11 protein-coding genes are annotated in these 12,689 nt (G+C 42.2%); 7 read left to right on the forward strand and 4 right to left on the reverse strand.

All coding sequences use genetic code 11. The features are described from left to right. Positions 1-80: 80 nt before the first annotated feature. Positions 81-1,217: a DegT/DnrJ/EryC1/StrS family aminotransferase gene (locus AB0756_RS31445; RefSeq protein ID WP_038109358.1), complete on the reverse strand. Its 1,137-nt coding sequence runs from the start codon at positions 1,215-1,217 to the stop codon at positions 81-83. A 724-nt stretch (positions 1,218-1,941) separates the two neighbouring features. On the opposite strand from AB0756_RS31445, the gene AB0756_RS31450 reads away from it, so the two are divergent. After that, entirely contained in the window at positions 1,942-3,516 is a 1,575-nt protein-coding gene (locus AB0756_RS31450; protein ID WP_038089659.1) for a GAF domain-containing sensor histidine kinase, read from the forward strand. Between the two features lie 364 nt (positions 3,517-3,880). Further along, on the forward strand, positions 3,881-5,275 hold the full coding sequence (locus AB0756_RS31455; protein ID WP_050046806.1) for an IctB family putative bicarbonate transporter: 1,395 nt from the start codon (positions 3,881-3,883) through the stop codon (positions 5,273-5,275). Between the two features lie 129 nt (positions 5,276-5,404). Here the strand turns inward: AB0756_RS31455 and AB0756_RS31460 are convergent, their stop codons facing one another. Further along, positions 5,405-5,701, reverse strand: coding sequence for a WGxxGxxG family protein (locus tag AB0756_RS31460; RefSeq protein WP_038089662.1), 297 nt, complete (start codon positions 5,699-5,701; stop codon positions 5,405-5,407). Between the two features lie 394 nt (positions 5,702-6,095). Here AB0756_RS31460 and smpB point away from each other — a divergent pair, with 394 nt between their 5' ends. From smpB to thiL, 5 genes are all read left to right on the forward strand, one after another. Continuing rightward, positions 6,096-6,563: an SsrA-binding protein SmpB gene (gene smpB / locus AB0756_RS31465; RefSeq protein WP_038089665.1), complete on the forward strand. Its 468-nt coding sequence runs from the start codon at positions 6,096-6,098 to the stop codon at positions 6,561-6,563. Between the two features lie 147 nt (positions 6,564-6,710). Beyond that, the gene (locus AB0756_RS31470) at positions 6,711-7,427 is read left to right on the forward strand and encodes a rhomboid family intramembrane serine protease (protein WP_038089667.1); all 717 of its coding nucleotides are present in this window, start codon (positions 6,711-6,713) and stop codon (positions 7,425-7,427) included. Positions 7,428-7,552: 125 nt separating this feature from the next. Further along, the gene (locus AB0756_RS31475) at positions 7,553-8,251 is read left to right on the forward strand and encodes a rhomboid family intramembrane serine protease (RefSeq protein ID WP_038089670.1); all 699 of its coding nucleotides are present in this window, start codon (positions 7,553-7,555) and stop codon (positions 8,249-8,251) included. Positions 8,252-8,328: 77 nt separating this feature from the next. After that, complete coding sequence (locus tag AB0756_RS31480; protein ID WP_038089672.1) at positions 8,329-9,435, forward strand: peptidylprolyl isomerase; 1,107 nt, start codon at positions 8,329-8,331, stop codon at positions 9,433-9,435. Positions 9,436-9,706: 271 nt separating this feature from the next. Beyond that, a complete protein-coding gene (gene thiL, locus AB0756_RS31485; RefSeq protein WP_038089673.1) occupies positions 9,707-10,744 on the forward strand; it encodes a thiamine-phosphate kinase in 1,038 nt (345 codons plus the stop codon). Between the two features lie 72 nt (positions 10,745-10,816). Here thiL and AB0756_RS31490 read toward each other — a convergent pair whose 3' ends face one another. Both AB0756_RS31490 and nadD read right to left on the reverse strand, forming a co-directional pair. Next, positions 10,817-11,833, reverse strand: a complete 1,017-nt coding sequence (locus AB0756_RS31490) for a type I glyceraldehyde-3-phosphate dehydrogenase (RefSeq protein WP_038089676.1) — start codon at positions 11,831-11,833, stop codon at positions 10,817-10,819. A 122-nt stretch (positions 11,834-11,955) separates the two neighbouring features. Next, entirely contained in the window at positions 11,956-12,576 is a 621-nt protein-coding gene (gene nadD / locus AB0756_RS31495; RefSeq protein WP_038089679.1) for a nicotinate (nicotinamide) nucleotide adenylyltransferase, read from the reverse strand. Positions 12,577-12,689: the final 113 nt, after the last annotated feature.

Below are 12,689 nucleotides of genomic sequence, written 5' to 3' on the forward strand. Positions count from 1 at the left end.
CCATTAGCCATTAGCCATTAGCCCTTCGGGTTCACCAGTCCCCTACGGCGGGAAACCCGCCTGCAGGGCTGGTCTCACCATTAGCAGATGCAACCAATTTCTGACACAACTTCTTTAACTTGAGTGCTACTTAAACCAGGATACATGGGTAAAGATAATATTTGCTCTGATAGCATTTCGGCTTTAGGGAAATCCCCAAGTTCATAACCTAGATAGGTAAAGGCTGGTTGAAGATGGCAGGGAATTGGGTAATGAATTCCCGTCTGAATTCCTGCTGCAGCTAATTTTTCTTGAATTTGTTGCCGTTTCACGGGACAAGAACTATCAACTTTGATAACGTAAAGGTGATAAATGTGTCCTTCTCCACTTTCATTTTGTATGGGAATAATGCCACTTGATGCGAGATGTGCTAGTTCGGCGTCGTACTGCTGTGCTGCATTCCAACGCTGGCGGTTCCATTCCGGTAAATGTGGAAGCTTTTGAAGCAGCACAGCAGCTTGCATCGTGTCCAAGCGGCTATTTGTACCTGGTTCAATGTGAATGTATTTTTGCGCTGCACCATAATTCCGCAAGCGAACCATTTTTTGTGCTATGTCTGGATCTTTTGTTAAGAGCATTCCTCCGTCTCCAAATGCTCCTAAATTTTTGCTTGGATAGAAACTAAAAGCTGCTGCTATCCCCACAGAGCCTGCTCGATATCCTTCTCTTGTTGCTAAATGTGCTTGCGCCGCATCTTCAAAGATGAGGAGTTTATGTGCGTCAGCAAAGTCTAATAACTGCTTTGGCGATACCATCTGACCGTAGAGATGTACGGGGATAATGGCTTTGGTGTTAGGGGTAACCACTCGGGCTGCTGACTCTAAATCAATTAATGCTGTTTGTGGATCGCAATCTGCAAAAATCGGTTTTGCTCCCGCACGTAACACCCCAATTAAAGTCGCTACAAAGGTGTTTGCTGGCAAAATTACTTCATCTCCAAGACCAATGTTACAGGCTTGCAAACCAAGAGCGATCGCATCAGTTCCCGAAGCAACACCAACACCGTATTCTGTTCCCGCTGCTTTGGCAAACGCTGCTTCAAAATCTTTCAGCGCCTGTCCCAATACAAAGTCTCCTTGTACTATTACAGATTGGATTGCCTGTTCTAATTGAGATTGAATTGCTTGATGTTGTATACTGAGGTCTACAAATGGAACTTTAACAGTTACGTTATTCATTGTTAAGACAATTCTCACAAATTAAAATATTGAAATACAGTTTTTAAGTTCGCCCAAGCAGATTGATGGAATTCAAACGCCCTGGCTGTCGTGCTTGTAGAACCACGAATTCTGTTTGCTAGCTCTGTTATGATACTGCGCTTCTCGAACATTCTCTTAAGCGTTTGTTACATTCTTGACTGAATCCTAAAGTTTAAAACAATTCCCTTTGTAAAGGAAATATGTTTTCTTTATGAATTTTTGATAAATCTTCCTTATTAACAAAATCTGCATTTAGTAATTTAAAAGATTATCTTTGACAACAAAGCGTTTACGTATACGATGACGAGAAAACAGGAATCATACACCGATTGTCGATCGCGTAGTTACTGGTTACTGTTTTAGCACAACCTTATCATACCCACGTCAAATCTGAAACTAACGCTATTCTTTCAGAAAATAGAACATAAGGGTTAGGGAAAAGTCATTTTCCGTCTTTGTAGCAAACAATTGCCCGTGGTCTATTTCCATTAAAACCCTACAGTATACTGAAATGTTTTGTGTATAATTTGCAAAACATCAAGTCAGACAACCTTTGTATAGCTAAAAACTTATACTGAAAAAAAAATTACCCTTTAGTATGTTTGTCTGGCAAAAAATTGGGGAATCTTAAAAATAGCAACTAACCAGACCTAGTGGTTATGTAAATTACAGTACCCTCGCTATCATCAAGGTAACAGTGGCAATGGTAGAGCCTGAAAACAAACTATTTACGCTCAAAGATGGTTGGGCTTCTCAAGAGACGAGAGAACAACAACGTCTTAAGGCATTGACCGATTTAGGTTTACGTCAACCAGAGACAATTCCAGTTTTTGAAGAAGCGACTCAAACAGCCGCGCACTTTCTAGAAGCACAAATTTGTGTCTTAGGGTTTGTAGATCAAGAGCGCCACTGGTTCAAATCAGCTATAGGCTTATCCAGACTTGGGCTGATGAACCAACTCGCACAAAGTCGTCAACTCTCACGTCGGGAATCTTTCTGCACGAAGGTCGTAGAAAGCTCGCAAATCGTTGTGATTGATGATACACATCTTCTCTCTGGTGCAGAACGTTCCACTTATAGTAAGTTGTTGCAAGATTACGGTATTCGCGCATATCTAGGAGCACCGTTGTTTGATGCTTCAGGTTATTGCTTGGGTGCGCTAGCAGTGATGGATTTAGTCCCGCGTAAATTTACCAACAGAGATATTGAATTTTTACAAATCATAGCTCGCTGGAGCATGAGTGAATTTGAACGCAATCGACTGCTACAGGCTGGCTCAAATACCAATATTCCCATGAATGTTTCTTCTTGGTCATTCCAAGATACTAGCAATGGTGAGATTCGGCTCAACCCAAGTGTTTTTCAAAAAGAATCAATTCCAGTTCCCACCAATCAGCTTAAATTAGCACTATTAGCGCAATTGACTCAAGAGTTACGTACTCCCTTGACATCTGTATTGGGTATGGCTGGTGTTTTAGGACGCGAGATTTACGGTCCTTTGACAACCAAACAGAGAGAGTATTTGGAAATAATTCAACACAGCGGTCGATATTTACTGTCCCTAGTGAATGAAATTTCTGAACTTGGAACAATAGATGAAAACCCATTAACACTCAATTTAGCTCCTGTAGATATTGAAATGCTCTGTCAACAAGCTATCAATACCTTAGAAGAAGCAGCTAACAGACGCGAACAAGATATTCGCTTATCCATAGAACCAGGGCGCAGTCGCATCTTACCTCTAGATAAAGATAAAGTACGACAAATTTTATATCATCTGGTTTTTAATGTAATTCAAGTTTCCGCTACAGGAAGTGTTGTTCGCATTCATGTTTCTTACAAAGACAATTTAGTTAATATCACAGTTTGGGTTTCACATCCCTGGCTTGGGGACGGTATAACAGACGTAGAGCCTTACTTCCGTCTTAAGAGTTTAGCTCCCATGCTGGAGTTTACAGCAAGTACTTCCACTTATAGTAATGGCAATAGTTATTCCGATTTACCTGAGGATGTCTCCGATTTACCTGTAATGGTGGAAGAACCAACAGAGTTAAGTTCGCCTGTTTCAGATGTCCTTGCGATCGTCTCTGACTTAAATTCTACTAAATCATCCGCAAATGTGTCTCGTGAGAGCTTGGGTTTAGAACTTAGCTGTCGTTTAGCACACTTGCACGGCGGACAAATTTCGGTTCAAGGTTCATCAGAATCGGGGTATCGCTATGTACTCAGTTTACCCTTGGTAAGTTCGAGCACAGTAGAATCTTCAAGCGAATTTTAATTTGGGGAGTGTAAAGTGACTGTGTTAGATTAGCATTGCAAATTGTCCAGATTATGGGGTACTTGGCTGACATATATATAGTTAGTGAGTGGTTATGGGTTAGTAGTTGGTACAAAAAATAGTACAGTTTGGCGTAAAGAAGGCAACCATTAGTAACAGATAATAAAGCTGCAATTAAAAGCTTTTGCGCCTTCTACCCTAGTAGCAAGCGTTTGGCTCTGCCTTCACGTACTAGAACCCACAACACCAGTCACTCTCATTGGAGACTGACAATTTGCAATCTGCGACATGAACTTTTAGAATCAGGGACTGTCATGATTATCAAAGTTGTGCGCGGGCGTGCTATCTATTCACAGTGTTGTATATGAATTTAATTTGGCAACAATTCACTTTATCTTACTTGCCGTTGAAAGAATACCTTAGCACCAGTTACCTGCACCGTTCTGTTGTGGGATTACTGCACTCTTGGCGGCAAAGTAGTATTTTCTTACAGTGGGGAGAAGCAATAGCAACAGCCTTGCTCAGCTTGATATATGGGCTAGCTCCTTTTGTGGCGAATGACCTACTCGGGTTGATATTGGTTGCTTGTGGAGGATTTTGGCTCCTGTTAACCGTATCTGACGAAACGACTTCACCAAATGCGCCCAGTGTGACTCCCATTCACCTGCCAATACTGCTTTATTGGGGGGTTGCTGTTGTAGCTACAGCACTATCACCTGTTAAGAAAGCGGCGATGACAGATTTAAGAAATTTTACGCTTTACTTGTTACTGTTTGTTCTTTGTGCGCGAGTTCTTAAGTTTCCTCGCTTTCGTTCCTGGTTGATTGGCTTGTATTTACACGTAGCTCTTATTGTAAGCGTGTATGGATTAAGACAATGGTTTTTTGGAGCACCAGCGCTGGCTACCTGGGTTGATCCAATGTCTCCTTTGTCAAAAACAACAAGAGTTTACAGTTATCTTGGCAATCCCAATTTATTAGCTGGATATCTTTTGCCAGCTGTCGCTTTAAGCGCAGTTGCCATTTTTGCATGGCGAAGTTGGTTGACGAAAGCTCTGGCTGTAACAATGCTAGTTGTTAATGGTGCATGTTTAATTCTAACTTTTAGCCGTGGCGGCTGGATTGGACTGGTTGTCTCTGTTTTAACTTTACTGGGATTGCTTTACTTTTGGTTCAGCGTACATATGCCACCTTTCTGGCGTAAATGGTCTTTGTGGTTAATATTAGGTAGTTTAACAGGCGTATTACTGCTGGCAATTTTACTTGTTGAACCCGTGAGAGAACGCTTCTTAAGTATTTTTGCTGACAGAAATGATAGTAGTAATAATTTTCGTAAGAATGTTTGGACTGCCGTTTTTAAGATGATTGAGGATTATCCCCTCACTGGGATTGGACCCGGTCACAACGCTTTTAACAAAGTCTATCCTCTTTACCAACTTCCCCGTTACACCGCCTTGAGTGCTTATTCTATTTTCTTAGAGATAGCTGTGGAAACTGGGTTTATTGGGTTAGCCAGTTTCTTGTGGCTGCTTGTTATCACTTTTAATACAGGTATTCTGCAATTACGGCGTTTGCGACAATCAAACAGTGTGGATGGCTTCTGGATTATTGGTGCGATCGCAGCCATAACAGGAACGCTCGGTCACAACACAGTTGATACCGTTTGGTTTCGTCCTGAGGTGAATACAGTTTGGTGGTTAATGGTCGCTTTGATTGCTAGCTACTACAAACCAATTAAACGCGAATCAGTAACAGCCTGAGCAGTTATTACTACTAAAATAAGCCTTAGAGTAATACATTCTAAGGCTTGCCTTCAAGTTGCTGTTTATTCAATTCAAAAAGTCCTAAGCTCCATTCTTTGCTAAATGGCTGCTAAGTAGAAACCGCAATTATTCTCTATAAGTAGAGGTACCAACTGCATTGGGGTCGCGATAACGAGCTGGTTCTTCATGGCGTCTTCCAGCCAAACCGCCTAAACCTAAAAGTCCAAGTAAACCCAACCAACCCCAATCAAAATCATTATCACCACGGTAAGTTGTCGTGTCAGTGGTGGTGTTGCCGGTGGTGGTTCCAGTTCCAGTATCGCTATTGTTGGTTTGAGCAGAAGCAGGTAAAGTGAGGGGCATCATAGCTAGGCTTAAACCGATAACGCCGGCACCAATTGCTGTAGTCAATTTGTTTTTCATAGTTAAATCCCAAATTCCTTTCGCGTTCAATCACAAATTTACCCAGCCCCTCCCCAAACAAAATCATTCTATGGCGGTAAAATAAGATCCGTTTGGACTCACCTGAAGATATATAAAATTTTTTAACGGCTGTATTGTGAAGGATAAAGGCTTGAAACTAAAGGCTTTTAAGGTATTCAAAAAACTATTTTATTTGCCCAATCGTTTCCAAACTTTACCTCAATAAAAGATTATTTAACAATACAAACCAGCAAAAACAGTAGAAAAAAGCTAAATTAGAAAGATAAAGGTAACATTCAAAGGAGTGCGTGACAAAAATTTATGTAAAATTTTCTTCTTTGTTATATTTATTCATATTAATTTTTTAACACACTGTACGTAAATATTATCCTCAATGAGTGAAAAAAGCGAAGGTTACAAAGTTATTAGCGACAATCGCCAAGCTCGGTATTTATACGAAATTCTGGAGACGTATGAAGCTGGTATTCAGCTTACAGGAACCGAGGTGAAGTCCATTCGTGCGGGTAAAGCAAATCTTCAAGATGGGTACGCTTTGCTTCGCGATGGAGAAGCATGGCTCATTAACGTCCATATTTCTCCTTACACGGCTAGCGGTCAGTATTTCAACCACGAACCCCGGCGCACGCGCAAGCTGTTGTTGCGTCGTGACGAACTTCGCAAGTTGATTGGCAAAGTCGAACAGCAAGGTTTAACGTTGATACCTCTTAAGATGTACCTCAAGCGGGGCTGGGTAAAAATTAGTATTGCCCTGGCAAAAGGTAAAAAAATTCACGATAAACGTGAAGACATTAAGAAACGCCAAGACCAGCGCGAGATGCAACGGGCGATGAAAGTCTATTAAAGAATTGGGGACAAGGGGGACAAGGTAGACAAGGTAGAATTGGCTCCCTTGTTCACTCCTAATCTCTAGTTAGGTCATAGGTTAGAAGAAAGTTTAAAAAAAATCAGATATTCTGAGCTAGTTCTTCAAAAATGGAGAAATAGTTCTGTGGTTCCAATTAGAGACGATAATCCTACGACAATTACGCCTTACGTCACTTACGGGCTGATTGCTGCCAACATCATAGCTTTTCTTTTTGAAGCAAGTCTGCCTGCACAAGAATTAGACGGATTTTTACACCTTGCTGCTGTTGTACCGCGAGAACTCACAGCTAGCTTTGCAGGAATTCCGGTTAATCAACCAGTACCAGAGTGGTCAACCTTGATTACCTCTCAATTCCTACACGCAGGTCTATTGCACCTGGGTGGTAATATGTTGTTTTTATGGATTTTTGGTAACAACGTTGAGGATAAGTTAGGGCACATTAAATATTTATTGTTCTATTTAACCTGTGGTGTTTTAGCATCTTTGAGTCAGTGGTATTTTGCACAAAATTCCTCAATTCCTTCTTTAGGAGCAAGTGGTGCGATCGCAGGTGTTATGGGTGCTTACATTCTTCGCTTTCCCAAAGCAGAAATTCTCGGTATTATCCCTCTAGGATTTTTCTTTCCCACATTTCGCGTCCCAGCATTCTTCTTCTTAGGGTTTTGGTTTCTTCAACAAGCCATTTCTGGAGCTGCTTCTTTAGAAGCATCCACCAGTGTTGATACTGGCGGTATTGCCTACTGGGCGCATGCAGGTGGTTTTCTCTTCGGTGCGGTTCTCGGTCCATTGCTCGGGTTGTTTAATGACAAACCAAAAGAAGAGTTTTGGTCAGGTAGTTAGAGTTTAACGAGTAGACAAGGGAGAAGAAGATATTATCTTCCTTGTCCTCCTGGTCCCCCTGGTCCCCTATCGTCCTACCCCTAACAAGTTATATTTCAGGTAGTGGCAAATTAGGAAAAGCACCTGTGTTTCCCCTTTACGACGAAAACCCGACCCGAATCACCCCATACATTACCTATGGGTTGATCGGTATGAACGTATTACTTTTTCTCCATGAAGTGAGTTTATCGGAGACGCAACTAGAACAGTTTCTACAGTTATATGCCGTAATTCCACGACAGTTAACGGCTAGTTTTGCTGGTGCGTCAGTTAATCCATCCGTACCTGAGTGGGCTACTTTATTTACGTCACAGTTTTTACACGGTGGCTGGTGGCATCTCATATCCAATATGGTTTTTTTATGGGTTTTTGGTAACAATATTGAAGACCGCTTGGGTCATTTTAAATACCTAATTTTCTATTTAAGTTGTGGTGCTCTAGCAGCTTTGTGTCAGTGGCTCGTTGGTGTAAATTCTACAATTCCTTCTTTAGGAGCAAGTGGTGCAATTTCAGGCATTTTGGGTGCTTACATTATTCGCTTTCCACGCACGGGAGTCGTTTCATTAGTCTTCTTAGGATTTTTCATTACGACAATTAGAGTTCCAGCGATGATTTTGATAGGACTGTTTATTGTCCAAAATGTCATATCCGGTCTTGCAAGCTTGCAACCAGCTGCTATGAGTATGGAGACAGGTGGAGTTGCGTATTGGGCGCATATAGGTGGCTTTGTGTTTGGTTTGATTCTCGGTCCTTTACTGGGTTTATTTAAACGAGATTATGACTAAACTGTTTGCAGTCCTGTGGGAAGATGATTAATGGGTTAAATCTTGTTAACAATCTGATGTTGCATTGAAGCCATCTCATGTTCAAAATATTGAAATCCTGGCTGAATAACAGTCTCATTGCACTGCTGCTGGTCACTCTATTTTTAGGAATAAGTGCAGCTGGATGGACACCATCTTGTAGTGCTGCGCTACCTGCTGGTAACGCCATTACTGACGGTAAATCTCTTTTACAGTACGCACTTCCAATAGAGAATAAACCCGTGCGGGAACTGCAAGCAAGTTTAGAAGACATATCAAACCAACTGCGAGCAAATCGACGCTGGGGTGCTGTTTCTAAAGATCTCAGCAAAGCATCGCGTATTCTTGAGAAACCCGCCCAACTTTTAGCCAGTGTCCCAGATGAAAGAAAACCTCAAGCTGAGGCTTGGATTTCCGAGTTAAAGTCTGGCGTTAACACTTTGCAAGAAGTGGTTAAAACAAAAAACAAAGAACAAGTTAAGGAACAAAGGGCTAAACTACTCAGTTTGGTAGGTCTTTTAGAAGAATCAATGGTGAAGAAATTTCCCTTTGAAGTACCAAGCGAATACAGTAATTTACCTCAACTTAAAGGTCGTGCAACTGTAGAAGTCAAAACCAATAAAGGCGATCTGACGCTTGTTGTAGATGGCTACAGCGCCCCCGTAACTTCTGGAAATTTTGTTGATTTGGTACAACGGGGTTTTTATAACGGTTTGGAATTCACCCGTTCTGAAGAATCTTACGTCTTACAAACCGGAGATCCACCAGGTCAAGACGCAGGTTTTATCGATCCAAAAACGGGTAAATATCGTGCTATTCCTTTGGAAGTCCTTGTCAAAGGCGATAAAAAACCGACTTACGGTATCACCTTAGAAGAAGCAGGTCGTTACACTGACTTACCTGTTCTTCCCTTCTCCGCCTTTGGTGCTTTAGCTTTAGCACGTCCCGAACGTGATGTAAATGGCGGTTCTTCACAAGTCTTCTTCTTTCTATTTGAACCAGAACTAACTCCCGCAGGACGCAACTTACTTGATGGTCGCTATGCTGTTTTTGGCTACGTTACTGAAGGAAAAGAAGTTTTGGACGAATTGAAAGCAGGTGACAAAATTGAATCTGCTAAAGTCATCCAAGGGCTTGAGAATTTAGTAGAACCCAACGTTGCTTAAACCATTTTTTATTGAAATCTAGGTAGGGTGGGTAATGCCCACCTTACGGCAATTGCAGATCGAAAATCGACATATTAATCAAGATTTCCTGCGGCAAAAACTTGTTTATCAGTCATGAATAATTCAGGAAACGTAGGCGATAGAATCTGCTGGTAGTCAGTTAAAACGCTTTTTTCAGAAGTTAAATATTCTTCAGATGTGAGATTTGATTGCTGGTATGGTTCCCATACAAATCAGATTCCAAAACAGTATTTTTATCATAACTTGAAATGTGAATAATGAATTTTCTTCGTTAGTTCGAGATATTGGCGAACAAGGTCTTTTAAAAAGATTGCAGCGTTATTGTCCTCCTGACATTGTTGGAGATGATGCTGCTGTGCTTTCTACTGAACCGGGAAAATCTTTAGTGGTAACGACTGATGTGTTAATTGACGGCGTCCACTTCAGCGATATTACGACATCTCCAGAGGATGTTGGTTGGCGAGCAGCAGCAGCTAATTTATCCGATATAGCAGCAATGGGAGCAACTCCATTGGGGATTACGGTTGGCTTGGGATTACCTGGTGAGGTTGCTGTCAGTTGGGTTGATACATTATACCAGGGTATGTCTCAGTGTTTGCAAAAATACAATACACCGATTGTTGGTGGAGATATAGTACGATCGCCCACAACAACCATAGCGATCGCAGCCTTCGGTCAAGTGAAGCCACAGCAAACTATCCGACGCAACAATGCCAAAGTTGGGGATGTTATTGTTGTGACAGGGGTTCACGGTGCTTCCTCTGCTGGCTTGCAATTACTTCTACATCCCGAACTAGGAAAAAATCTCAGTGCTAGCGATCGCACAGCCCTAATTAAAGCACATCAGCGTCCCCAACCGCGACTTGATGCCCTACCCATACTTTGGGAAATCTTAAATTCTCTGTTCCCCCCTGTGTCCCTCTCTCCCTCGCTTCCCATTTCCGGAATGGACAGCAGTGATGGCTTAGCAGATGCTGTTATCCAAATTTGCCACAACAGTCAAGCAGGTGCTGTTATTGAGAGTACGCAAATTCCCTTACCCGAAGCATTCCATTCCTGGTTAAGCAAAGAACAAGCCCTAGAATATGCTTTATATGGCGGTGAAGATTTTGAACTTGTATTGTGTATGCCCAAAGAAGTAGCAGAAAAGTTTGTACAAACACTGGGAAACAATGCTGCGATCGTGGGAACAATTACCAGCGAGCCAACAGTAATTTTACGCGAGCCAGACAAAAAAAATCCCGATCGAGTTCTCACACTTAATCGGGGATTTCAGCATTTTGGTTAGTTGATAGTTGATAGTTGTGAGTTGCTCAAACCACTCACTGCCAACAGCTATCCACTAACCACTAACAAATAACTATTTAACCCACTTCTCACCTACCAATTCGGCAAGATCGAGTACGCGTTGGCTGTAGCCCCATTCGTTATCATACCAAGCCATCACCTTAACTAAGTCGCCGCCCAAGACCATGGTTAAGCTTGAATCAACAATCGAAGATTCATCAGTACCTTGGTAATCAGAAGATACCAGTGCTTCCTCACTGTATGCCAGAATGCCTTTGAGTGAATTTTCAGAAGCTTCTTTGAGGGCTTGGTTAACTTCTTCTGTGATAGTGGATTTTTCGACTTGTACGACGAAATCCACCATAGAAACGTTAGGGGTAGGAACGCGGAGTGCAACACCGTTCAGCTTGCCCTTTAAATCGGGCAATACTAATGCTACAGCTTTAGCTGCACCTGTAGAGGTAGGCACAATATTGAGAGCAGCAGCACGCGCCCGTCGGACATCTCTGTGGGAAGCATCCAACAAACGCTGGTCGCCCGTATAGCTGTGAGTAGTGGTCATGGTGCCTTTGATGATGCCGAATTTTTCGTGCAACACCTTCGCAATAGGAGCCAAACAGTTTGTAGTACAACTAGCGTTGCTGATAATTTGGTGTTTTTCGTGGTCGTAGTCGTGGTGGTTCACGCCTACCACAAAAGTGCCATCATCGTTCTTTCCTGGAGCAGTGATAAGAACTTTTTTAGCTCCCGCATTCAGATGCTTAGTTGCTCCTTCTCTAGAAGTAAATACGCCTGTGGCTTCAATAATGAGATCTATATCCCAGTCTTTCCAGGGCAAGTTTTCTGGGTTCCGGTCGGATACACACTTAATGGTTTTACCGTTAACGGTAATGGAGTTGTCATCAGCGCTAATGTCAACACCCTTTAACTTCCCTAGCATTGTGTCATACTTCAGCAGGTGCGCGTTGGTTCTGGGGTCAGAAGTATCGTTGATAGCAACTAGCTCAATATTGCTATTCTCTCTACCTATCCAGCAACGCGCAAAGTTACGTCCGATGCGCCCAAAACCATTTATTGCTACTCTAATCACAGCGTCTTGCCCTCTATCGTTATATACCTTATTAAAAGCTACTAATGACCCCGATCATACCGTAAAGGGGGGAGTATTTATAACTATAAAGTGTTAGAGCCACAAAAATAAATATTTTTTTCCTACCCCTTTTCATACAAATTATGGTTGGCGATATAGGCTCTAACCGTTTCTGGAACTAAATAACGAATAGATCGACCGTCATTATACATGTTACGGATGAGACTTGACGAAAGCCCCAAGAACGGGATATTCAATAATTGCCAGTGTATGTTAAAAGTTTGTTTTGTAAGCTTTTGCACCACTTGCTTGCAGATTATCTCACTTTGAGTTATAGTCTCACCACTTAGGAGTCGGGGTGCTATCAACCACTCACAAAGCCGTGCTAATTCCTGCCCACGGTACCAACGAGGCAAGGTCTGAAACGCATCCAATCCAATAATCCAGTACCATCGCGTGTCTGGGCAATCTGCTGATAAATTTATCAGGGTGTCAATCGCAAAAGAAGATCCCGAATGACCTTGTTCAACGAGAGACACGGAAAACTTCGGATTCTCTGCGATCGCATGTTGTACCATTTTTACTCGATGCTCAAAGGTCGCTGCTTGTTTGTAAGGAGGATTAAACGATGGCACCCAAATTACCTGTTCTAAAGGAACTTGATGCAAAGCTGCTTCAGCTAAAATCAGGTGTCCCCAATGAACGGGATCGAAAGTGCCTCCAAAAATTGCCAATTGTCGCATTAACTCAGTGAATTATGGCTTTCTTGAAAAGGCAGAGGGCAGATAGCATATGGTGAGCCTAGTGCGGTCTTCGGGAGGTTTCCTCCGTTGTTCGCGCAGCGTCTTTGCAGGAG

The organism is Tolypothrix campylonemoides VB511288_2 (assembly GCF_045999855.1).
Classification (GTDB): domain Bacteria; phylum Cyanobacteriota; class Cyanobacteriia; order Cyanobacteriales; family Nostocaceae; genus Scytonema; species Scytonema bouteillei_A.

Coding starts and splice junctions, on each gene's coding strand:
- nadD (WP_038089679.1), bottom strand. CDS start 12,576: ATGCGACAATTGGCAATTTTTGGAGGCACTTTCGATCCCGTTCATTGG.
- AB0756_RS31460 (WP_038089662.1), bottom strand. CDS start 5,701: ATGAAAAACAAATTGACTACAGCAATTGGTGCCGGCGTTATCGGTTTA.
- AB0756_RS31455 (WP_050046806.1), top strand. CDS start 3,881: ATGAATTTAATTTGGCAACAATTCACTTTATCTTACTTGCCGTTGAAA.
- AB0756_RS31480 (WP_038089672.1), top strand. CDS start 8,329: ATGTTCAAAATATTGAAATCCTGGCTGAATAACAGTCTCATTGCACTG.
- smpB (WP_038089665.1), top strand. CDS start 6,096: ATGAGTGAAAAAAGCGAAGGTTACAAAGTTATTAGCGACAATCGCCAA.
- AB0756_RS31445 (WP_038109358.1), bottom strand. CDS start 1,217: ATGAATAACGTAACTGTTAAAGTTCCATTTGTAGACCTCAGTATACAA.
- AB0756_RS31450 (WP_038089659.1), top strand. CDS start 1,942: ATGGTAGAGCCTGAAAACAAACTATTTACGCTCAAAGATGGTTGGGCT.